The organism is Taishania pollutisoli (assembly GCF_014518315.1).
Taxonomy (GTDB): domain Bacteria; phylum Bacteroidota; class Bacteroidia; order Flavobacteriales_D; family Crocinitomicaceae; genus Taishania; species Taishania pollutisoli.
Map to the genome: position 1 here is coordinate 94,446 of NZ_JACVEL010000006.1, position 24,557 is coordinate 119,002.

A 24,557-nucleotide genomic window follows, 5' to 3' on the forward strand; every position below is an offset into this window, starting at 1 on the left:
CAACGATTATGGCAACAAAAGATTTGAACCAGGAAAAAATGGAAAAAATGAAGGCACTCCAATTAACAATGGAGAAGCTGGATAAAACCTACGGAAAAGGTACGGTGATGAAACTTGGAGATGAAGCAGTCGAAAAAGTAGACGCCATTCCAACCGGCTCACTAACATTAGATATCGCATTAGGTGTAAATGGGTTACCGAAAGGACGTATCATTGAAATTTACGGTCCGGAATCATCGGGAAAAACCACACTGGCGATTCATGCGATTGCGGAAGTACAGAAACAAGGAGGGATTGCAGCAATTATAGATGCGGAACATGCGTTTGACCAGTTTTATGCAGCTAAACTGGGAGTTGACATCGACAATTTATTAATTTCCCAACCGGACAACGGAGAACAAGCCCTGGAAATTGCAGACAACCTGATCCGCTCGGGAGCAATTGACCTGTTAGTCATTGACTCCGTTGCAGCTCTTACCCCAAAAGCGGAAATTGAAGGAGAAATGGGAGATTCACAAATGGGATTGCAAGCCCGTTTGATGTCAAAAGCACTACGAAAACTGACAGGCTCCATCAACAAAGCGAAATGTTGCTGTATTTTTATCAATCAGCTGCGCGATAAAATCGGTGTAATGTTTGGAAATCCGGAAACAACAACGGGAGGAAATGCACTGAAATTCTATGCATCTGTTCGTATAGATATCCGGAAGACAAGCCAAATTAAAGATGGTGAAGACGTTATCGGAAACCGGGTAAAAGTAAAAATCGTTAAAAATAAAGTTGCACCACCATTCAAAAAAGCAGAATTCGACATCATGTACGGTGAGGGAATTTCAAAAATAGGTGAAGTAATTGACCTGGGAGTTGAATTAAACATTATCAAGAAAAGCGGTTCCTGGTTTTCATACGGAGAAGTGAAATTAGGCCAGGGAAGAGATGCCGTAAAAACATTATTACAGGACAATCCTGAATTGATGGAAGAACTGGAAATGAAAATTAAAGAAGCTCTTGGTGCTGCAAATGTAGCTGAGCCTGCAACTGCAGCCCAGGAATAGTTGCAAATCGTTGGTAAGAAGCGAAACTTCAGAGTTTCGCTTTTTTATCTTCCTACAGAAAATACGACTACTTCAACAAAAACCACACAGACATGACACACACTGAACTGGGCCGTTACGGCGAAGATTTGGCTGCCACACATCTACTGAAACAAGGATATCAGATCCTGGATCGAAATTTCAGATTTAAAAAAAGTGAAATTGATATCATCGCATTCAAAAACAATGTTCTGACAATTTGTGAAGTCAAAACACGTGTAACAGCGGAAATAGGTGAACCATACAAAGCTGTTACACGCACCAAGCAACGACAGATTATTTCAACAGCGAATCAGTACATTCGCCTGAAAAATCTGTTCACGGATGTTCAATTTGACGTCATTTCCATTGTTCACAATTCGATGCGAACTAAAATAGAACACATTCCGGATGCCTTTTCTCCATTGCTTTAAAGAAAATTTGTTTCTTTGAAGTAACGAAGTGAACAGCATGAATGAACTAACGTATCTAAAACCTGGTGATTTGATCCAAATTGTAGCTCCGGCAAAAGCAATTGAAGAAAGTCATGTCGCATATGCAAAAGAGTTTTTCGAACAGCAGGGCTATCGGGTCGTACTTGGGAAACACTGCACAGGACAGTACAATTACTTCTCAGGAACAGATGAGCAACGTACAGAAGATATGCAACAGGCCATCGACAATCCGGATGTAAAAGCGATTATCTGCGCAAGAGGAGGATATGGAGTTGTCCGAATCATTGATCGGATTCAATGGGCCAACCAATTGAGAAATCCTAAATGGATTGTCGGATTCAGTGACATTACCGTATTTCATCAGCAATTGCAAAAATTTGAGCAAAAAAGCATTCATGCTACTATGCCACTCAATTTTCGGGAAAATTCTCCCGAATCGTTGACAACATTACTCCAAGCGTTGGAAGGGAATTTATCCGGGATTGAATTCGCCGGGCCCCCCTTCAATAAAAAAGGAATCGCAGCAGGAGAGCTCATCGGAGGGAACCTAAGTATTGTTTACAGTTTGCTGGGAACAGATATTCAACCGGATTACAAAGGAAAAATTTTGTTCCTTGAAGATGTAGGTGAACAACTATACGCCATTGACCGAATGTTTTTTTCACTAAAAAAAGCCGGGGTTTTAGATGCCATCTCCGGGTTAATCGTCGGAGGAATGACAGATCTGAAAGATACAACAGCCACAACAATCGGAATGACACTGGAAGAAATTGTTCTGCAACACTTCCATTATCGCACGATTCCCATCTGTTTCGGTTTCCCGGCAGGGCACCTTACTGATAACAGAGCACTGGTCCTGGGAGCCCGTGTACAATTTGAAGTTGATTCTTTCGTTAAACTAACATTCCGTTGACAAGCGGATTCAACGAGTACGGTAATATAATGAGAAACAAATTATCTAAATATGGCTTATGGACAGCTTTTATCTGTTCACTTGTGCTGTTTATCGGATATTATCTGCATGTTTTCTCAACCAATTATTATCCGGAACTCAGCAAGATAAAAAGAAATTTTTCGGGAATGGAACGTCAGGTGAACACCTACCTGAACGAAACTGCCCGTGCATTAAAAACCGGTCAATCAGTCAATGATTTACCCGATATTGCAGCACCTTATTTATTACACGTCTACAAAAAAGACTCGCTGGTATACTGGAATACAAATAAATTACCTGTTTCCAAATTTTCCGATCTGCACTTTCCTACAACGGGAATTAAACGGGGACAAAACGGATGGTATTATGTAAAATCAAAGGAGTACAAGGACTATACAATTGCCGTTTCATTCCTTATCAAAAATGAATACTCCTACCAAAATGATTACCTGAAAAACGACTTTACATCTCCTTTCAAAGGTGATTTTCAGGCGTATATTTCATTGGACGAAGCCTCCGGATTTTCTATCTACTCGAAAGATCAGAAGTATTTATTTTCAATCGTAGTGAATGAATATCAACCGGCCAGCGAAACCGAATCACTGATTTTGATGAGCTTGTTGCTTTCTTCCATCTTTTTGTTCCTATGGAAGATAACGGTAAGGATACAATCCGTCCATTCGAAATGGGTGTGGACATATCCCGCAGCGATTTTATTACTGCGGTATTTCTCCCTTCAGTTTTCGTGGTTTTCATTCATGCAGGATACCGATTTATACAAGGCCAGTCTCTATGGTACCAGTGCCGTCTTTCCTAATTTTTTCGAATACACACTGAACATCATTCTGATCTTTATCCTGGTTTGTTTCTCATATGTCCGCCTGAGATCGGTTTACCTCAAATCCTCCCTGATCATATCGTCTTTACTCCTATCTGTTCCTTATTTTACATGGATGGGTGTCATTTATTTGTTCAAAGGACTTATAGAAAACTCCAGTATTCCGATGCACATCGAAACGTTGTTTAAGATCAACTTTTATTCGGTCATTGCAATTCTAACCATCGCAATTATCGGTTTTAGTTATTTCATGATCGGAAAAACAATTGTCAAGCTGGTTAAGAACCAACAACTCTCCTTTAGATCAACATTATTGATTACGCTCGGAATCGGTGTGCTTTACTCCATTTTGGAGATGACTTATTTAAACCAACTCCGGTATGCGGGATTATTTCCGTTGCTGTTCATGGGAATAATTATCGTACTTGAACACAAAGAATTCAAGCAAAAACACCTGATACTGGGTATGGGAATGCTTGCTTTGTATTCTTTTGTCTGCTCATTGACCATTGGAGAATTCAATGCCAGAAAAGATAAAAGCGAGCGGGAATTGTACGCCAATCAACTGATGATTGAACGGGATGTCATCACAGAAATAGAATACAGCAAACTGGAAACGACCTTACACGAAGATAAATTCCTGCAGCGAATGATCAGTGCGGATACGCAATTTAACCTCCGCGATTTTGAAGATGCAATGGAACGCAGACATTTTAATGGATTTTGGGAGCGCTACGAGTGTAGTTTCAATATTTTTAAGGAGCAATTCGAATCACTCCTCCTGATTCAGGGAAATTCCGAGGAATTATATACCAATCTCAATGAGTTGATCAGCAATCATGGACAACAATCAGAAATTAATGCGTCTATTTATTTCATAAAAGATTATACAAACCAATACAGTTATATCATCCGCCAGACAATACTGGGTAAAAATGGAGAACCGGCGACACTGTTTGTGACGTTGAAATCCAAAAAGATACCTGAAGAGATCGGTTTTCCCCGACTTCTGTTGTCTTCCCGGTCATCTGCATTACAGCATCTGGACAATTATTCTGTTGCCAAATACCATCGGAATAAACTGGTATCCAAATACGGGCAATTCAATTATCCGGTCTCCTATAGTGCTCTGAGGAAAGCAAATCCGGATAAATTAAATAACTTCGATTACAACGGGTATAACCACTTTGTTCAGTACAAATCAAAGCAAGATGTTGTTGTGTTGTCAGGTATCAATGCTACATGGATCGATAATGCCACTTCATTTTCCTATCTATTCTGTTTCTTTGGAATCTTACTTCTCCCCTTCTACATCCGGTTCTATGCCAATTCTTTTTCCCGAAAATCGCTGACCTTATCAACACGAATTCAGCTAACTCTGATCGGAATCGTATTGATTTCATTGGTTGTCAGCGGGATCAGCAGCGGTATTTTTATCCGTAAACAATACAAAGAATATTCGGAAATCGGACTAAGGGAAAAAACACATTCCGTTGAACAGGAACTCAAACCATTGATCAGCAGGTTAACAAAACTCAGCATTCAGGAAAATGGTGCCTTTTTGAATTATCAGCTCACAAATCTTTCGAAAGTTTTCAATACCGACATCAACGTGTATGATACAGAAGGATTCCTGGTAAGTACTTCACGACAAAATGTATTTAACAGCGGGTTGCTGAGTGAACAAATTAATCCATTAGCTAAAAAGGAACTGGCGGTACTGGAACAAAGTGAATTCATTCACTCTGAGAACATCGGATCACTTCACTATGATTCTGCCTATTCTCCTGTATACAACAGAAGTGGAAAATTGATCGGCTATATTAATCTCCAATACTTCGGACAGCAGGAAGAAGCAGAACATCAAATTCAACAATTTCTTGTTTCCATCATCAACATTTTTGTACTGTTACTGGCCATTTCAACCGTGATGGCTATTTTTGCCGCAAACTGGATTACAAACCCGCTACAGATGCTTCAGGAGTTGTTCTCAAAAATTCACCTGGGGAAGTCCAATCAACGTATTCAATACAATCGGAACGATGAAATCGGTTCACTTGTCAGAAGTTACAACGAAAAGATAGAAGAACTTGAGTTTGCCGCACAGCAACTGGCACAGAGCGAACGGGAATCCGCCTGGAGAGATATGGCGAAACAAGTCGCTCATGAGATCAAAAATCCACTGACCCCGATGAAACTCTCTGTTCAGCACTTAATGCGTTCGTTTGACCCGACAGATGCAGAGGCACGCACTAAAATCAATAAAGTGAGTCAGTCTCTGATAGAACAGATTGATGCATTGACAAAGATTGCTAACGAGTTTTCCAATTTCGCAAAAATGCCCAAACCGGAATTTGAAAATGTTGACATCATTCAAATTATTCAGAATGTGGTAGAATTATTCCGGCAAAGTACAGATACTTTCATCATCACAGAAGTTCCCGAACACTGTTTCATAAAAGGTGACAAGGAGCAACTTCTCCGGGTGTTCAACAACCTGATTAAAAACAGTATTCAGGCAATTTCTTCCAATGACAAAGGAATCATCCAGATACAAGTATCAACAGAAGAGAACAACCTGCTTAAAGTGATTATTTCGGACAATGGTACAGGAATTCCCGAAGAACAAAAAATAAGAATTTTCACGCCTTATTTTACAACAAAATCAACCGGTTCCGGGATCGGTCTTGCGATGGTTAAACAGATTATTGTCAATCATGGCGGCACGATCTATTTCGAATCAGAAGAAAATGTCGGAACACAGTTTATTATAGAATTTCCTATTGATCTCAACAGCTAACAGCTAACCAAAATCATACATAAAAAAGAAACAGCCGATGGTGTTACCTTCTAACTGAGTTTTTCACAGAGGTAGCAGTAGACATTTTTAAGCCGGCGGATTGGTGCAAATCTGCAAAAGCTATATTGACATATTGTGATATTGCTATATTACGATATCGCCATATGGCGATATGGCAAAAAACCGGAAAACCTGTTGTATATCAAGTAAAAAAGGGGGCATCTGACGATGTCCCCTTCTCTGTTGTTTTTTGAGTTTTATGGTTATTATAGCTTTCTTGCTACTTCTACTTCTTCAAATGCTTCAACGATATCTCCAACCTGAATATCATTGAATTTATCGATATTCAAACCACATTCGTAGTTGTTCTTCACTTCTTTCACATCATCTTTGAATCGTTTCAACGATCCTAATGTTCCTGAATGGATCACAATTCCATCACGGATCAGGCGGATTTTAGATGTACGCTTGATGATTCCATCCAACACGTAACATCCTGCAATCGTACCAACCTTAGAGATGTTGAATGTTTCACGCACTTCAGCTGAACCGATAATTTTTTCTTCAATGTCAGGGGATAACATTCCTTCCATCGCCGACTTGATCTCTTCAATCGCCTTGTAGATAACAGAATACAATCGGATATCAATTTGTTCACTATCTGCCAGTTTACGTGCAGAAACAACCGGTCTTACCTGGAATCCGATGATAATTGCATCAGATGCTGAAGCAAGGTTTACATCTGCCTCAGAAATAGCTCCGACTCCTTTGTGAACAATATTTACCTGGATCTCTTCCGTAGAAAGCTTCAATAATGAATCGGACAATGCTTCCACTGAACCATCCACGTCTCCTTTTACGATAATGTTCAACTCCTTGAAATCTCCGATTGCCAAACGGCGACCAATTTCGTCCAACGTAATGTGTTTTGTTGCACGGAGACCTTGCTCTCTGTACAATTGTTCACGTTTAGATGCAATTGATTTCGCTTCGCGCTCGTCATCCATGACGTTAAATTTATCTCCTGCATTCGGAGCCCCGTTGATTCCCAGGATCGAAACCGGAGTTGCCGGTCCCGCCTCTTTCAATGCGTTTCCTTTCTCGTCGTGCATAGCACGTACCTTACCGTAGTTTCTTCCAACCAGGATTACGTCTCCCACTTTCAACGTTCCTGCTTCCACCAGCATGTTGGTCACATATCCTTTCCCTTTATCCAGAGATGACTCGATCACAACTCCGACTGCATTTTTATTCGGATTTGCTCTCAAATTCAGGATTTCCGCTTCCAACAATACTTTTTCCAGTAACAAATCAATGTTCAGGTTTTGTTTTGCAGAAATTTCCTGAGATTGGTATTTACCACCCCATTCTTCTACCAGAATATTCATTTGGGAAAGCTGTTCTCTGATTTTATCAGGGTTTGCTCCCGGCTTATCGATTTTGTTAATGGCAAATACCATTGGGACACCTGCTGCCTGAGCGTGTGAAATTGCTTCTTTTGTTTGTGGCATCACATCATCATCTGCAGCAACGATAATAATTGCAACGTCGGTTACCTGTGCACCACGCGCACGCATTGCCGTAAAGGCTTCGTGACCGGGAGTATCGAGGAATGTCAGCTTTTTACCATCTTTCACCACCGAATACGCTCCGATGTGCTGCGTGATTCCTCCTGCTTCACCCTCTGTCACATTTGCATTACGAATTTTATCCAATAAAGATGTCTTACCGTGGTCAACGTGTCCCATCACCGTAATGATCGGCGGGCGAGGAATCAGGTCTTCTTCTTTATCTTCAACAACAGGAATTGCGTCTTGTACTTCCGCACTTACAAATTCCGCTTCAAATCCGAATTCATCTGATACAATCTGAATCGTTTCAGCATCCAAACGCTGGTTGATCGAAGCAAAAATTCCCAATGACATACACGCAGCGATAACTTGTGTCGGCTGGACATTCATCATGTTGGCCAACTCCGATACTGTAACGAATTCTGTCAGTTTCAGGATTTTGCTTTCCAGTTCCGCTGCTAATTCTTCCTCATGTCTTCGTTGTGCAAAAATATCCCGTTTTGCTTTACGGTTTTTCGACCCTTTGGACTTGGATCCTTTATTTGAAAGGCGTGCCAATGTTTCTTTGATCTCCTTCTGGATGTCCTGTTCGGAAATCTCCGGTTTATCAACACGTGGTCCTCCTCCTCCTTTTTTAAAGTTTCCTTTATTGTTATTGTTGTTTTGTCCCTGGCCTGCTGCCTGTTGTTGCGCTTGCTTATTCACATCAATCTTCTTGATGCGCTTGCGTTTTTTACGGTCGGCATTGTTTGCAGATTGCTGATTCGACGTTTTCGGTTTTTCAACAGGTAACTCAATTTTACCCAAAACCTTCGGTCCTGAAAGGGTCTGGCTTTGTACACGGATCGTTTCGATATCTTCCACAGCCGGTTTTGTCGGTTCAACAACTTTTGGCTCTTCTTTTTTCTCAACAACCGGCTCTTTTTCCTTTACAGGTTCTGCCTTTTCGACCTCTTTTTCTACAGGTGTCTCTTCTTTCTTCTTCTTATCCGGACGAGTTCTTGTGTTGAGTGCATCCAAATCGATTTTACCGATTACCTGCACTTTTACATCCCCTTCTCCAACCACTTTTGCTTCAGAATCAGCTTTTACTTCGGTTACTTCCGGAGTTTCCTCTTTTACAGGTTCCTCAGCGACCTTCTCTTTTGGAGTTTCTTTCGGACTCTCAGGGGCTGGTGTCGCTTCAGGCTCTCTTGTATCTTTGAGAGAAATGGTTTCACGCTTCTCTCTTTTTACAGGATTCTGTTTGGATTGCTCCTTTAAGTCGTGATCAGCTGCAAATTCCTGTCGCAAGAGGACATAATGTTCCTCCTCCAACTTAAAATTTGGATTGCCATCGATCTTAACTCCTTTTTTATCCAGGAAGTCGACCAACGTGGAGATTCCTACATTGAGTTCCCCTGCCGCCTTTCCTAGTCTTATTGGTTTTCCCGCCATAAAATTGTGCGTCCTTTTTTAACTGTTTCTAAAATTCTGTTTAAATATACGGTTTGATTTTAATTATTCGAACTCAGCGCGTAGTATTTTAAACACTTCTTCAATTGTCTCTTCTTCCAAATCCGTACGTTGAACAAGGTCATGAACCCCGATCTCCAACACAGATTTTGCTGAGTCACAGCCAATTGCCTTCAATTCATCGATGATCCATCCATCGATTTCATCTGCAAATTCATCCAAATCAACATCATCTACGTCAACCTCTCCTTCGCGGTACACATCCAGTTCATAACCTGTCAGGCGACCTGCCAGTTTAATGTTATGCCCTCCTTTACCAATTGCAAGAGATACCTGATCAGGACGAAGGTAAACACGTGCTCTTTTTTGTTCCTCTTCAATTTCAATGGATGAAATTTTAGCAGGAGACAATGCACGTTGAATAAACAATTGAGAATTTGTCGTAAAGTTGATCACGTCAATGTTTTCATTTCTCAATTCACGAACAATTCCATGAATCCGCGATCCTTTCATTCCGACACATGCCCCAACCGGATCAATTCGGTCATCGTATGACTCAACTGCTACTTTCGCTCTTTCTCCCGGTTCACGAACAATGCGTTTGATTGTAATCAAACCGTCGAATACTTCCGGCACCTCCAATTCGAATAAACGCTCCAGGAATTCAGGAGCAGTTCTTGAAAGAATAATCGTCGGTTGCGAGTTTCTCATATCCACTTTAGATACTACCGCTCGAATCGCTTCACCTTTCTTGAAATAATCAGAAGGAATCTGCTCGGATTTCGGAAGGATCAACTCATTCCCTTCATCGTCCAATACCAGGATTTCTTTTTTCCACACCTGATACACTTCACCGGTAATAATCTCACCAATGCGCTCTTTATATACTTTGTATAAATTATCTTTTTCCAATTCCATGATTCTTGAAATCAGGTTTTGGCGAAGTGACAAGATATTTCTGCGTCCGAAATCTGCAAACTTAAATTCTTCCGTCACCTCCTCCCCGATCTCAAAATCAGGTTCGATTTTAATTGCGTCAGAATAAGCTATTTCTGTGTTCGGATCTTCTACTTCTCCATCGTCAACAATTTCTTTATTCAAGAAAATCTGAACGTCTCCTTTGTCAATGTTCACAACGATATCAATGTGTTCGTCTGTGTTGAATTTTTTCTTCAACATTGCTCGGAATACGTCTTCCAGTACGTGTTGCATCGTCTGTTTATCGATGCTTTTCAACTCTTTAAACTCCGAAAACGACTCTACTAATTCAAGGCTATTCATATTTACCTATTTAAATGAAATAACAATTTTAGTTTCCTTTATATTACTGAATGGCAGTTCGTGCTGCTCGACAATAATTTCTTTTTTCTTTTTTCCTTCCTGTTTTTCCTTGCGGGATTTCTCCAGAACAATTCGCTCTTCATTTACATCAACCAACGTTCCTTCCAGTTTCACCCCATCCAGCTTTACAACTTTGACCGTACGTCCGATGTTTTTTCTGTACTGGGGTAAAACTCTTAATGGGCGATCCAATCCTGCGGAAGACACATTGAGCTCAAAATCCTGCTGTTCACGATCCAGGTTGTGCTCTATATTTCTGGATACCGACATGCAATCCTCTACAGAAACGCCCCCTTCGTGCTTATCCAGTTCAACATTGATCACATTAGATGAAGAAATGGAAAGCTCTACAACAAATAAACCATTGTTCAGTTCGGCAATGCGTTCATTTATCAATTCTTCTACTCGTGCTTTACTTATCATCTTTTGGTATAAAAAGAGGGGACTTTCGTCCCCTCATTCACACTATTTTTCTTAAATACAGTGCAAATATACGTATTTTTTTGAAAACTACAATATTTTGTTGAAAAATTGCCATGAATAGTTTTTCATTAAATTTGAACCGTGAAGATTTTGATTGTCCGTTTCAGCTCTATTGGTGACATTGTGCTTACAACACCTGTTATTCGTGCCATACACGAACAACTTCCGAATGTTGAGACGCATTACATCACTAAAAAATCATTTGCGGCGCTGCTGGCAGAAAATCCACACGTTTCAAAATTGTACGTCATTGAAAAATCTGTTTCAGAAATCATTGATCAACTGAAAGCGGAAAAATATGACTGCATTATTGACTTGCATAAGAATATCCGGACATTGCGCCTGAAACAAAGTTTAGGTGTTAAAAGCTACTCTTTTGACAAACTGAATTTCCAAAAATGGCTGCTTGTGAATTTCAAGCTGAATAAACTTCCTGAAATTCACATTGTGGACCGCTATTTTGGCGCAGTAAAAGCAATTGGAGTTAAAAATGACCACAAGACGTGTGAACTCACGTTCAATACCGCCCATGTCATTAATACACAAGAAGCGCTCGGACTTGCTCCGAAAAAGTACCTGGCAGTTGCTGTAGGCGCTCAATTTGCCACGAAAACAATGCCGGAAGAACTGTTGATTTCCATTCTTTCGAAAATCAACCACCCGATTGTACTCCTCGGAGGATCAACAGACGTAGAACGAGGAACGCTATTGGAACAGGAGCTAAAAAATCATTCTCAACCGGTGATCAATGCAATCAGCCAATTTTCATTGTTGCAATCTGCTTCGATTGTTGCACAGGCAAAAACAATTCTTACGCACGACACCGGGTTGATGCACATTGCAACAGCATTTGGTATTCCGATCGTAAGTGTGTGGGGAAATACCGTCCCGGAACTGGGGATGTACCCTTATTACCCGAACAACAAAGAATTGTACAGCATTCACGAAGTAAAGAACCTCCATTGCCGTCCCTGCTCAAAGATTGGTTATAAAAGTTGCCCGAAAAAACATTTTAATTGCATGACCCTACAAGATACCGGCGCGATCATAGCTGATTTACGTGAACGGATGGATGCCTAACTTCGTTTTTTATCCCAACAATAAATAATTGCGATATCGGCATATTGCGATCTGCCGATTTTTCGTTGACTTCATGAATCTCCAAACAGGTTTTCATTATCTTTGTCAAAAATCCGTTGACCCGATGAAACAAATCATTCTTACACATACGCAAATTGAACAGAAAATAAACCGACTGGCTTTTCAATTGATCGAGAATACGTTTGAATTGGATACAATTTATATCGGAGGGATAACAGGAAACGGTATTGTGCTTGCTGAAAAACTAAAAAAAATCATTGAACATAATTCTGATCAGAAAATTGTGCTTTTTGAAGTAATTTTGGACAAAGAACAGCCGCTTTCCCAACCGATTCAATTAACCATTGATCCGCAAGAGCTCAATGATAAAACAGTCGTACTGGTGGATGATGTGTTGAATTCGGGAAAAACAATGCAGTACGGACTGATGAAAATCCTGGAGCAACCGGTGTACAAAATATACACCGTTGTACTGATTGACAGGAAACACCGGAGATACCCGATCAAGGCGAATTTTTTCGGATTGCGCTTAACAACTATTTTGATGGATCACGTTGAAGTTTCACTTGCTGAAGGAAATTATTCGGCACAATTGTTTTAACACAACCGTAATTAATTAAACAAATCACCACTTATGCCTCACAGCATTAAAACCAGTAGCGGAAGGAGAACAACCTATTTTCATCAAACGTGTTAAAAGCATGAAAAAAACAACCGAAGCAGACTCATTATACGACGGATTGGAAAATCTTTCTACTCTGGAACTGTTGACAAACATTAATCGGGAGGACAGAAAAGTAGCCGAAGCCGTTGAACTGGAAATTCCTAACATTGAATCCTTTGTAAATGCGTGTTATGAACGGATGAAAGACGGAGGACGCCTGTTTTACATTGGTGCAGGAACCAGTGGACGCCTGGGAATTGTTGACGCAAGCGAATGTCCGCCAACCTTTGGTGTTCCACACGGAAAAGTCGTAGGAATCATCGCCGGAGGAGATGCCGCGATTCGAAAAGCAGTGGAATTCGCAGAAGATGATATGCAACAAGGATGGGCCGATCTACAGGAACACAACATCAATTCAAACGATACACTTGTTGGCATTGCCGCTTCGGGAACAACGCCCTATGTCATCGGAGCGATTAAAAAAGCAAACGAAGAAGGATTGCTGACTGCATCCATCTCCTGCAATCCCGGGAATCCGCTTTCGCAATTGGCACAACATGCCATCACTCCCGAGGTAGGACCTGAGTTCGTAACCGGAAGTACACGTATGAAATCAGGAACCGCTCAGAAACTGGTACTCAATATGATTTCCACCTCGCTGATGATTAAACTGGGGCATGTAAAAGGCAATAAAATGGTGGACATGCAGCTCAGCAACAATAAATTGGTCGACAGAGGCGTGAACATGATCATCCGGCAAACCGGAATTACATACGAAGAAGCGGAACAGTTGTTAAAATTACACGGATCTGTGAGAAAGGTTGTGGAGTTATATAATAAGTATTAAAATGCTATAGATGCGAATTTTATTATTGTTTTTCATAATACAACGATCACTTATTACATGGGGGCAAGTAATCATTCTGGATATTCGAGAAGGATTAATGGGGCAGTCATTAGAAAATTCTCTATTATTGATTACAAATACTAAAACTACTTCTGTTGACAGTATATATCTATCGAATCAATCTACTTATTTGTTCAACTTCCCTGAAACTGATATAGAATATCAGATAATCATTTCACATCATTCAGGGAAATACAAGCCTAGAAATTTCACGATAGAAAACCATTATAGAACAAAACAAACTATTTACCTTTATCCAACCAATGAATTTGAAAAGGCTTTTATTGAGCAACAAAAAAATGAAAAATTAATTTCTCAAGAAAAGAATAAAGTATCACTGAATGAGAAAATGCCCTATAGTGATACAATGGAAACAGAAGCTATGTTTGTTGGTGGATCTATTAAAATGCTTGATTTCATTTCACAAGCAATCATCTATCCAATAGAAGTATATAAACACCCTATGTCAGGAAGAGCTGTTGTTCAATTCGTAGTAGAAAAAGATGGCTCTGTTTCAAATATAAGACTTGCTAGAGGTTCCGGTTTTGAACTTCTTGATGACGAAGCAAAACGAGTTGTACGTTCGATGCCTACATGGAGTCCGGCAATAGATATCAATGGAAACAGAAGAACATCTTTCTTTTCTTTACCTATTACTTTTAAGTAAAATCCAAACTAATTTCTTGGGACAAATTTTCCTTATCTTTGTACTCCAAATTTTCAAGCTATGTTTACAGGAATTGTTGAACAAACAGGAGTTGTCAGAAGCATTACAAAGGAAAATGACAACATTCATTTTGAAGTAACCGCAGATTTCGTGAATGAATTAAAAATTGATCAAAGCGTAGCCCACAATGGGTGTTGTTTGACAGTTGTCGCATTAACGGAGGACAGCTATACGGTTACGGCAATCCGGGAAACGTTGGACAAAACAAATCTTGGAAGCTGGCATATTGGAACCAAAGTAAACCTGGAGCGTTGCATGGTGATGGATGGTCGTTTGGACGGGCATATTGTTCAGGGACACGTAGATACAACGGCTGAATGTACCGCAGTAGAAGCACAAAACGGGAGCTGGAAATATACGTTCGCTTACACTTCTGACGATGTAACAGTAGAGAAAGGTTCAATTACCATCAACGGAACAAGTTTAACAGTCGTGGACTCAAATGAGCGGTCATTTTCTGTTTGCATCATTCCTTACACCTACGAATTCACCAATTTTCATGAGTTGAAAGTCGGAGACCGTGTCAACCTGGAATTTGACATTATCGGAAAGTATGTAGCAAAATTATTGGGTAGAAAATAAATCAAATCGTCACATTACGATTTCCTTCCCGATGTGAAAAATAGCATCTCCTTTGTAAACGGTAGGTGCTTCATTCACACACAGCACAAATCCATCTTTTGTTGCTTTTATTTTCCGTTCGATTTTCCCAAACGGATCCATAATGATTCCCAGCAGTTCTCCTTTTTTTACCGGGCTTCCATTTTTAACCTGCGCTAAAAACAAACCGGAATTGGGGGCCCGCAACCATTTAGACTGTTCCATAAAGACAGGTGTCCTGCCAAAAGAAATATCAATCTTGAACGAACGCATTCCAAAGTAGTTAAGAATCAATTTAGCTCCGTTAATTCCTTCTTCAACAATTGTCTCTTCGATCGAATTGGTTTTTCCCCCCTCAAATAATAAGTATTGTTTTCCAATCCGCTGAATGGCTTCGCGAATTGTTTTAGGAATCAATGTGGAGTCCAGAATGATCGGCGGATTGAATACTTTTGCAAGTTCCACACTGCGTGCATCGTCAAAATCACATCGGATTTGCGCGTAGTTGTTTCGTTGGGCGGAACCTGTATGAAAATCAATGATCACATCCGCAACCGGAGCGATTTCTTTCATAAACTGGAAAGCAAACTGTGATGCAAGCGAACCATTTGAACTTCCTGGAAAACTCCGGTTCAGGTCGCGCCCGTCTGGCAGTTCTCTTTTTAAGTTTAAAAATCCGAAAATATTAAAGATCGGAATACAGATCACTGTACCTTTCGTTGGTTTGTGCAATTTCTTTCGGATGATTCGCCGGATGATTTCAATACCATTGATTTCATCACCGTGCATGCCGGCCATCAGTACAACTGTCGGGCCGTCTTCTTTTGCACGTTCTACCACAATCGGAATCTGAACCGGTGTACTTGTATGGAGTTTTGCCACACTGAGGTTCAACTCATAGTTCTTCCCGGGAATAATTTCCTGCCCGAGAATAATCAGTTTTTTATTCGTTACCTTATTTCGTGACGACATTCCGTTCAATGTACTCGATAATATTTCCTGCAATATCTAATCCTGTTGTTTTTTCAATCCCCTGCAGCCCGGGTGATGAATTCACTTCCAATACGAGAGGGCCGCGCTCCGATTGCAACATGTCAACACCTGCAACAGCCAGACCAACCGCTTTTGAAGCAAGAATTGCCGTTGCTTTTTCTTCCGGAGTCAGTTCAATCACAACTGAACTTCCTCCACGGTGCAGGTTTGAACGGAATTCCCCTTCTTTCCCTTGACGCTTCATTGCTCCTACCACTTGTCCATCGACAACAAACGCACGAATATCTGCTCCTTTTGCTTCATGAATGAATTCCTGCACAATTACACGTGCCTTCAATCCATTGAAAGCCTCCAGTACAGACTGAGCCGCATTTTGGTTTTCAGCCAATACAACTCCCAATCCTTGTGTGCCTTCCAGTAATTTTAATACAACTGGCGCCCCTCCGGCAGATTTCACAACGTGTTTTACATCTTTCGAATAGTTGGTAAACACGGTTTTCGGCAAACCGATTCCTTCTTTTGACAACACTTGTAAACAACGAAGTTTATCCCGTGAGTGGATAATTCCACGCGAACCTGCAACGGTAAAGACATTCATCATTTCGAACTGACGTACAACAGCTGTTCCGTAAAATGTAACGGATGCACCGATTCGGGGAATAACAGCATCAAATTCTTCCAGGTAGGAACCGTCGTAGTACAAACGAGGGCCACTTTGTTCAATTTCAATATTGCACTTTAAGTGATCAATCACTTTCACTTCGTGACCTCTTTCTTCCGCCGCTTCAACCAATCTTCTGGTCGAATAAAGATTTTCGTTTCTGGACAGTACTCCTATTTTCATTTGATGAATTATAAACTACGAAAGTAACTGAATTTATTATTCAAACAAGTCTTCTGTCAAAAAGTTTCTGTCAAAATCAATCGATCAGTTTCACCGGTTCATTCGGTCGGATTGACTGGTACGCAAATAACAAGAGGTTCGTCACCACAACAATCGCAGCTGTTTTCCACGAAATATCAAGACAGACACTTAATTCAATGACATGCAACACGACGAACAGGAAGTAAATCACACCAAAAACAACAGTTGTAATAATCGCTTTCTTCAGGAAATATCCAAGTGACAACTGTGACTTGTCTGTTGAATAACGTTTGCTTTGTAATGCTGCGATTTCTGTAAACACATAAAATGCTACAACTGCAACAACAACTCCAAACGGGAATTCACCCAACCCATCGCCCTGTGCATAGGAATGGAGTCCTACCAGGTAGAAGTTTACCCCGAAGAATGTAAACAAGATCGCCGCATACGACCAAAAGCTAACTGCATTGAACAAGAACTTTCCTTTCAACGCCGGGATAAAGCGCAAGTGTAATAGAACAGCATATACCAATACGGAAACCAGCGCCCATGTTTCTTTCGGATCCCATCCCCAGTACCTACCCCACGATTCGTTGGCCCAAACACCTCCAAGGAAGGTTCCGATCGTCAACATGAAAAGCCCGATTGTCGTCGTCATTTCAGAGACGTAAGTTAATTCATTGATGTTCCAGGTCAAAATCTTTCCATTGTGCTTATCCCTTAAAACATATAACAACATGTTGATCAATCCAAGAATAGCGCCCAATCCAAGGAACCCATAACTTCCGGTTATGATAGCCACGTGAATCATCAACCAATAGGATTTTAACACAGGAACAAGCGGGGTAATTTCAGGATCCAGGATGTTCATTTCCGTCACAAACAACATACAGAATGCCAGGATACACGTCGCAGCAAGGATAACCGGATTTTTCTTTGAGAACAGGAATCCTGCCAGTACAGTTACCCAGGCAATGAATACCACTGCTTCATATCCGTTACTCCATGGTGCATGTCCTGAGATATACCAACGCATTCCCAATCCCGTTCCGTGATAGAGAAAAATAATAACAACCAGTGATTTAAATATATTCTTCGTAACCTTGATTCCCTTTCCTTCTTTTCCACCTTTATTTGACAGAATTCTCACCAAAAAGATAATTAGCAGAACAAATCCAAACAATAAATAAGAATACTGTGCATTCCTGAAGATCGTCATTTTGTTATAAGTAACTTCCAGATTGATCTTCGACTCAGAAGGAGCAACCTTACCCGCAGCATCACGTTGCAATTTCTTTACCTTCATCAATTCTGCATCTGCTTTGGTGTAATCTTTCGTTCCCATCGCTTCAAAAACAGCTTTGAAGTAATCCATCGTCGCGGCAAATAATTCCGGTTCCTGCGTCATCACTTCATTGGACATTGGCTGAAACCAGGTATTGTTACCGTCGTTACGAATCGGTAAGATACGCATATACGCCCACAACTGAATTTCGGAAAATACCTGGAAACGCTCTACCAACTTGATGAGTTGTTTGTCAAACTCTCCTTTTTCTTTATCTAATTTCTGATGTGCAATCTGGTATTCATCCGCCAGTTTGAAATCACCTTTCTGTTCGTCGATCAAATCCATGAACGATGCATACGTCCCTTCAATACCAAGTGGCTCCCTCAATACCTTGGAAACATAGATAATCTTTTTATCCAACCATGCTTCAGGAGTCATGTGCATACTCAACACTGTCTGGACAGCATTATAGGTATGGTCTCCGTCATCGAATTTATTTCCCCGGTACAGTTTGCGAAGAATTTCATCACACAGGGTATGAAACGGAGCAATGCGTCCGTCAAAATCCTGTACCATTAAACGAGCGATTTTATCCGAATGCGCTTCCGACACATACAATGCCATCTTGCTTTTTACCGGCGGAGCTGCCTGTTGATGATTGTGCTCATGTGTATGGTCATGTACATGCTCTTCTGCTGCCTGCTCCGGCTGTACTTCTTCATGTGAACCGTAGTGAATAGAACCGTCCTCGTGCACATGGTAATCTTGCTCCTGTGCAAACGTTGAAACACTAATCAACAGAAACAGACTCATCATTCCCGCTTTCGCACGCTTTTCTTTTATTTTTCGCAATTTCTCATTAAGTTCTTTGAATCTTCCAACAGGAGCAAACAGCGACAACAGCATTCCGATGGACATCATCAGGTAACCAATGTAAGTAATTGTTGTCCCCCACCAATCATGGTTGACACTTAAAATCGTTCCTGTTTCATCCGGAAAGTAGGAGGACTGAAAAAAGCGGTATCCTTCGTAATCCATCACATTGTTCATAAAGATTTTCTGTGTTTTTTTCGCATCGTTTCTCGGGTCTGTAACGGTTACAATACTTTCATAAGAAGACGGGGCATCCGATCCCGGATACTTGTGCAACGTAAATTCGTTACAAGCTACGGAGAAAGGCAAACGCACAGGAACGGAGCCGTATTGAATGCTGTACAACATTCCGTTGAATGTAAACCGCTCTTCTGTTGCAATAACTCCCATACCACCCGGAACAGAAACAATTTTAACGTCTTTTCCATCTGTAATTTTCAAGGTAACAAAATCTTCTCCCACGTCTTTACGACCGGAAGGAACCCGCATCACTTTCGCATGGTTGATGATTTCCTTGAACACGAATGATTGTTCGTCAATATAGTACAATGTTGTCGTGTTAAACGGAACAAGTGTATCTGCAGGAATCTGAACATACATGGAATCCGGAACATCCATTCCGGTCTGGCGAATCTTCTGCATCTGAGCCATTGGCAGGTACCTCATCGGAATACCTGTCCTGAGCATCATTTTCCCTTCGATGCGGTACAATTCAATGCCTCCGGGCATCAGGTCTTTTTTCGCGAATGACAACGGAATATTACCAATCATCATGAAGTCGCCTTCAGCCAGGTAGTTGGAAACATTTCCTCCCGTCACAATATTCAATACATAGTCAGAAATGGTATCGTTCACAACCAAACTGTCAATGTGTTTAGACTGGAAATCGATCAACTCCACATTGATTTTTTTGTTTTTTTCCGGAAAATCAAAATCAACATTAAAATTTGTCTTTACTTGTTCCGATAAATACATCGTTTCTTCCACGTATTTATTCTCAATAAAAATTTTCAGTCGCGGATCTGCGGAATAAATAAAATCAACTGGTCTGAGAATTCCTGTTTGCGGGTCCGGCTCCGGAAGTTTCATGATTCCTTCGAAACTAACATACCGCGTGATCCCGGCTCCGATCAAAATCACGATAAACGAGAGGTGGAACATCAGCATCGCAATTTTCTCACGTTTCCACATTTGGTACCTGAAAATATTGACGATCAAACTGATTCCGAGATAGACCAGCAACACTTCAAACCAGATCGCATTGTAGATGATCAATTTCGCTGTTTGAATGTTGTAGATGGATTCTAAAAAAGTAGCGACAGCTATTGCAAACAAAAAGACAATCAACCCCAGCGCCATCATTCTCATGGAGAAGAACTCACGTAAAAACTTATTCATGCTCACCTCATTTAGTTTCGGGGCAAAAATAAGCATTGTAAAAGGATAACGCGACATGATTTAAGGAATAAAAAACAATATTCCCATCTTTTATTCATTCCTGATCTAACAATTCTTTTTACACCTGTTGATTTTCAAGCGCAGGCAGAACAATAAACAACAAAAGGCACTTCTTTACCGGATTAAATTGACCGTTCCGTGAATCGTTTTCCGTTCATCTACACTTCTGGATTTGAGCTCAATTTTCCAGACATAAGTTCCATCCTGACACAGCACCCCTGTCCGGTGAGAAACACCATCCCACCCTACTTCGACGTCCCTTGACTCGAAAATCAATTCGCCCCATCTGTTATATATCGTGAGACTATAATTATAGATATCAATTCCTGAACTGATAACCGGCTTAAACGTTTGATTAAATTGGTCGCCATCCGGTGTAAAGGTATTCGGAACATAAAATAATTGCACCTCATCAATCCGCACAATCAAATACGTTGTATCATAACATCCGATGGTATTGGATGCAACCAGCATGACCGTATAAGCAGCACTCATGTCGTTTGAATATTCATGTGTCGGATCTTCCAGATATGAAAACCCCGTCTCATCCCCGAAATCCCAGAAATAATTCGTTGCATGCTGTGACATATTCTCAAATTCAACACTTGTACCGAAACCGGAAAGTTGCTGATGAGTAATGAAAAAATCTGCAACTGGTGCCGGTTCCGCACATACATAGTCTGTAATAGTATGACTATTCGTACATCCTTCAATTGTTGTCAGCGTCAAGGTTACATCCTGACACCCGGGAACCTCAAATGTATTTGAAATATCTGTACACCCGTTGATCAAAGTACCATCTTCCATGGTCCATTCACAACTCGCATAATTTCCCGTAGATGTATTCTGAAATGCTGTTGTCAATGGTACACACCCAACGAGGTTTGTCCCGTAAAAACTCACAACTGGTAGCTGTACCACATCAACAACAAGCTGTGCTGTGTGCTGACATGCATTTGAATCGGTAACTGTAGCGGAATAAGTTGTTGAACCTGTAGGTGACACGGAATGACTCCATTGATTCGCGGGCAATCCCTGAGTCCAGGTAATGGAATACGGGGTTGTTCCTCCTGTCGCATTTGCTGTGATGGTTGTATAATCACCGGGACAAATCAGCAAGTGACTTGCTCCGACTGACAGCTGCAACACATCAGGTTCATCAATGGCTACAGATAAGGTAGTTGTACATGCATTATCATCGGTCACTGTTACGATGTAATTTCCGGCAGTAAGGTTCGTTCCCACCGCTCCTGTTTGAACAGGAGCCGTATTCCAGCTGTATTGATAGGGAGCGGTTCCCCCGCTTGCCTGAACTTCGGCACTTCCATCACTTAGCCCAAAGCAGGACACATCCGTTTGATCGATCACTGCAATACTTAGAGCTGTTGGTTGCCCTATTAGTACGGAGACGGAATCTACACAGTTATTCGAATCGGTTACGACAACTCTATATGCACCTGCAGCCAATCCGGTAGCGACAGCTGTTGTCTGGACAGGAATGGTATTCCAACTATATGAATAAGGAGCTGTTCCTCCGGTTACTGAAACAGTTGCCGTCCCGTCTGTTGACTGGTAACAGGAAGCATTTGTCTGTGCTGAAATAACCGGTGTCAGAACAGCAGGTTCTGTGATCGTAACAGAAGAATCAACTACACAATTGATCGCATCGGTAATGGTTACAACATACGTTCCCGCCGGTAAATTCACCGCATTTGCCGTTGATTGAACAGGCGTTGTGTTCCAGCTGTAAACATATGGAGCGATTCCTCCCGTTACACTGGCATTAGCCGAACCATTACTCAATCCGTTACAAGTCACATTGACGGGGGGATTGATTGCAGGTTGCGGATTACTGACTACTACTTCAACACTGTCAACTACCTCGCACAATTTATAAAATGAGATGTCATCAATCGCGAAATCGTTCCCCGGTTGTCCACCTGAAGTTTCAGAAAGGCAAATCGTTGCCGAAGTAGCACTCCCTGAATTCCAAATCACATAAAACTCATTCCACTGACAAGAAGCCAACGGAGTTGTTTGAGGAGTTCCGATCTGGGCCCCGTTAATCTCAAACCCCAGTGTGGATGTATTTCCGGTTCCATTGACATTGATCAGCCAGGAAGAAAATGCATATTCCGTATTCGGTTCCACGGGAATGGTCTGGCACCAGTAACTGGTTCCAGCAGCAACACCACTGGTACCATCCGCACCATCCATAATTAACGCGTTACCGGAACCTGAAGTATGATCACCGCATCCTGTCGGCCACCAGCCATTTGTCACGTTCGGAGCAACGGTATAGTGTCCGGGAGGTCCCAGCGGGTTCGGTGGACTATAAATATACCCGGAACTAAACCCTGTGTTTCCGGCTTCAAAATCACCGTTGACCACCAGGTTGTCTCCCACCTGCATTTTTGTACGCACCGTGTAGGTTGTCGTCACAACAGGTGTTGCTACCGGATCCGGAATTGTTGTTGAACTCAGTGTAGGATCAGCATCCCATTCGTATTCAACTCCTCCCTGCGCGTCCAATTGAACGGAATTACCAATACAAATACTGGTATCATTCGTCAGGGTAAAAGACAGGGAAGGTGCCGTAATAATTGTTGTAACAATACTATCACAAGCAGGAAGAGAAGTTGTCGCCAATGTATCAATATATGTTCCCGATTGATTCACAACCGCTCCTCCCGGAAGGGTAAAGTTTTCTCCGAAACATAAACTAATGTTTTTTGTATACCGCTTGTAGTCATGTATGGTTATCTGGGTATTGATTGTATCCTCCACACAGGCAATGTAACGGATCAGCGTTACATTATATGTACCAGGCGTGTTATATGTATGAACGGGAACCAACGCCGTACTTTCGTTATTACTTCCTGATACCGGATCTCCGAAATTCCATCGTACAGAATCCAATACCGCAGCACCGGTAATGCTAAATGAGGTTGAACTTTCTACACAATCATTCGTATAGGTAATATCCGAATCACTGATTAAGAAAGATGTTACAAAGGGAGGAAGTCCCAGGACACATATCCGCCCTGCCAGTCCTACCTGTGATGCGACGAAATTACATCCTGCTCCCGGAACATTCGGATTGTTGATAACCCCCAAACTACTCAGCCCTATTTCTGCAACGTAAATTTTTCCATCGCTCGCCAACTGTAGTGCGCCACCATTGTATGAAGGACGGGTTCCGGAGCTTCCGCTGGTATACCCGATTAATGTTTCAGTAGCCGGTATATTCGCTGCTGTCAAATCCCATTGCGCCAATGCCCAGTTATGAATATTTGTCGCATACAATAAATTACTATTAGGTGAGAATGCGACTCCGTAACTTCCATTGTTGTACCCAAAATAATTCAACGCTCCCAACGCAACGGCATTGGAAACAACACCTGTTAAGTTATCAAAATCAGTCACCTCAATTCCTGTAGAAGTACTGGCAGATGCTAATTTTGTTGCATTCGGCGAAGCGACCAGGTATCCCCAGTTTTCTCCGTTTGTGATTCCGACTACCGATTCCACAGGTGTGGTATTCACTCCATTGCAATCAATTAAAAAAGAAACGTATTTTTTACTCGAACCGTTTTCACGTCCTACTACCCAGTAATATATCCCGTTAGCATGTTTTACAGCCGTTACTTTCTCAGAAGAAGGAGCGAACATCAATGTGTTTTTATTCCCGGGAAGTATGGCTCCAAGCCCTCCCGCCAGTGTCATATCAATTTCACTGAAACGCATCCCGACAGCACCCGCTTCAGGCACGGTGATAATGTAATAATTCGTGGTACTTCCGGGCTTAGGAATAATAATTGCCGATTGTGCGGAAGAAGGATTCCCTAATAATCCCGTTCCGTTTGACATGATCACGTGATTCCTGTTCCAGACATTCAACCCATCGGAGTAAAACAATAAATTTCCTGCTGCATCAGAAATGGTGGCACATCCCTCTGAAGTGGTGAGTGCTCCGTTGGTTAAAGCGACCGGCGGATCTGAATTAAAACTCAATCCGGCGTAATTTCCAAAATACCAATTATTCGCTTCTCCTTGTCCGAATAAGTAAGAAGCACAAAATAGCGCAAGCAGAAGTAGATACGGTTTTTGTTGCATATGATTAGTATAATA

The 24,557-nt window shown here is 41.4% G+C and carries 16 protein-coding genes; 9 read left to right on the forward strand and 7 right to left on the reverse strand.

Annotated features, from left to right (window positions below):
- Nucleotides 1–8: 8 nt before the first annotated feature.
- The 4 genes from recA to H9Y05_RS10210 all read left to right on the forward strand — a co-directional run bounded on the left by recA (nt 9) and on the right by H9Y05_RS10210 (nt 6,100).
- Nucleotides 9–1,055, forward strand: a complete 1,047-nt coding sequence (recA, locus tag H9Y05_RS10195) for a recombinase RecA (RefSeq protein ID WP_163491678.1) — start codon at nt 9–11, stop codon at nt 1,053–1,055.
- Nucleotides 1,056–1,147: 92 nt separating this feature from the next.
- A complete protein-coding gene (locus H9Y05_RS10200) occupies nt 1,148–1,507 on the forward strand; it encodes a YraN family protein (protein ID WP_163491677.1) in 360 nt (119 codons plus the stop codon).
- Between the two features lie 37 nt (nt 1,508–1,544).
- Nucleotides 1,545–2,441 carry a S66 peptidase family protein gene (locus H9Y05_RS10205; protein WP_216714217.1) on the forward strand — a complete coding sequence of 299 codons (897 nt, stop codon included), beginning with the start codon at nt 1,545–1,547 and terminating at the stop codon, nt 2,439–2,441.
- A gap of 29 nt (nt 2,442–2,470) precedes the next feature.
- Nucleotides 2,471–6,100, forward strand: a complete 3,630-nt coding sequence (locus H9Y05_RS10210; RefSeq protein WP_216714218.1) for a sensor histidine kinase — start codon at nt 2,471–2,473, stop codon at nt 6,098–6,100.
- 266 nt (nt 6,101–6,366) lie between these two features.
- Here H9Y05_RS10210 and infB read toward each other — a convergent pair whose 3' ends face one another.
- The 3 genes from infB to rimP all read right to left on the reverse strand — a co-directional run bounded on the left by infB (nt 6,367) and on the right by rimP (nt 10,890).
- Nucleotides 6,367–9,108, reverse strand: a complete 2,742-nt coding sequence (infB, locus tag H9Y05_RS10215; RefSeq protein WP_163491674.1) for a translation initiation factor IF-2 — start codon at nt 9,106–9,108, stop codon at nt 6,367–6,369.
- A gap of 63 nt (nt 9,109–9,171) precedes the next feature.
- The gene (nusA, locus tag H9Y05_RS10220) at nt 9,172–10,407 is read right to left on the reverse strand and encodes a transcription termination factor NusA (protein WP_163491673.1); all 1,236 of its coding nucleotides are present in this window, start codon (nt 10,405–10,407) and stop codon (nt 9,172–9,174) included.
- A gap of 6 nt (nt 10,408–10,413) precedes the next feature.
- Nucleotides 10,414–10,890: a ribosome assembly cofactor RimP gene (gene rimP, locus H9Y05_RS10225; RefSeq protein ID WP_163491672.1), complete on the reverse strand. Its 477-nt coding sequence runs from the start codon at nt 10,888–10,890 to the stop codon at nt 10,414–10,416.
- A gap of 141 nt (nt 10,891–11,031) precedes the next feature.
- Here rimP and H9Y05_RS10230 point away from each other — a divergent pair, with 141 nt between their 5' ends.
- The 5 genes from H9Y05_RS10230 to H9Y05_RS10250 all read left to right on the forward strand — a co-directional run bounded on the left by H9Y05_RS10230 (nt 11,032) and on the right by H9Y05_RS10250 (nt 14,931).
- A complete protein-coding gene (locus H9Y05_RS10230; protein WP_216714219.1) occupies nt 11,032–12,030 on the forward strand; it encodes a glycosyltransferase family 9 protein in 999 nt (332 codons plus the stop codon).
- A 124-nt stretch (nt 12,031–12,154) separates the two neighbouring features.
- Entirely contained in the window at nt 12,155–12,652 is a 498-nt protein-coding gene (locus H9Y05_RS10235) for a phosphoribosyltransferase family protein (protein WP_163491670.1), read from the forward strand.
- A gap of 100 nt (nt 12,653–12,752) precedes the next feature.
- Nucleotides 12,753–13,562 (forward strand): N-acetylmuramic acid 6-phosphate etherase, encoded by an 810-nt coding sequence (murQ, locus tag H9Y05_RS10240; RefSeq protein WP_163491669.1) that lies wholly within the window; start codon nt 12,753–12,755, stop codon nt 13,560–13,562.
- 10 nt (nt 13,563–13,572) lie between these two features.
- Entirely contained in the window at nt 13,573–14,289 is a 717-nt protein-coding gene (locus H9Y05_RS10245; protein WP_216714220.1) for an energy transducer TonB, read from the forward strand.
- A 60-nt stretch (nt 14,290–14,349) separates the two neighbouring features.
- Nucleotides 14,350–14,931, forward strand: a complete 582-nt coding sequence (locus H9Y05_RS10250) for a riboflavin synthase (protein WP_216714221.1) — start codon at nt 14,350–14,352, stop codon at nt 14,929–14,931.
- A 9-nt stretch (nt 14,932–14,940) separates the two neighbouring features.
- Here the strand turns inward: H9Y05_RS10250 and H9Y05_RS10255 are convergent, their stop codons facing one another.
- The 4 genes from H9Y05_RS10255 to H9Y05_RS10270 form a co-directional block, all read right to left on the reverse strand.
- Nucleotides 14,941–15,921, reverse strand: a complete 981-nt coding sequence (locus tag H9Y05_RS10255; RefSeq protein ID WP_216714222.1) for a succinylglutamate desuccinylase/aspartoacylase family protein — start codon at nt 15,919–15,921, stop codon at nt 14,941–14,943.
- Nucleotides 15,905–16,786, reverse strand: a complete 882-nt coding sequence (gene rimK, locus H9Y05_RS10260; protein ID WP_163491665.1) for a 30S ribosomal protein S6--L-glutamate ligase — start codon at nt 16,784–16,786, stop codon at nt 15,905–15,907. Before rimK ends, H9Y05_RS10255 begins: the two co-directional genes overlap by 17 nt.
- A 76-nt stretch (nt 16,787–16,862) precedes the next feature.
- Nucleotides 16,863–20,366 carry a cytochrome c biogenesis protein gene (gene ccsA / locus H9Y05_RS10265; RefSeq protein WP_216714223.1) on the reverse strand — a complete coding sequence of 1,168 codons (3,504 nt, stop codon included), beginning with the start codon at nt 20,364–20,366 and terminating at the stop codon, nt 16,863–16,865.
- 174 nt (nt 20,367–20,540) lie between these two features.
- Nucleotides 20,541–24,542 (reverse strand): PKD domain-containing protein, encoded by a 4,002-nt coding sequence (locus tag H9Y05_RS10270; RefSeq protein WP_216714224.1) that lies wholly within the window; start codon nt 24,540–24,542, stop codon nt 20,541–20,543.
- Nucleotides 24,543–24,557: the final 15 nt, after the last annotated feature.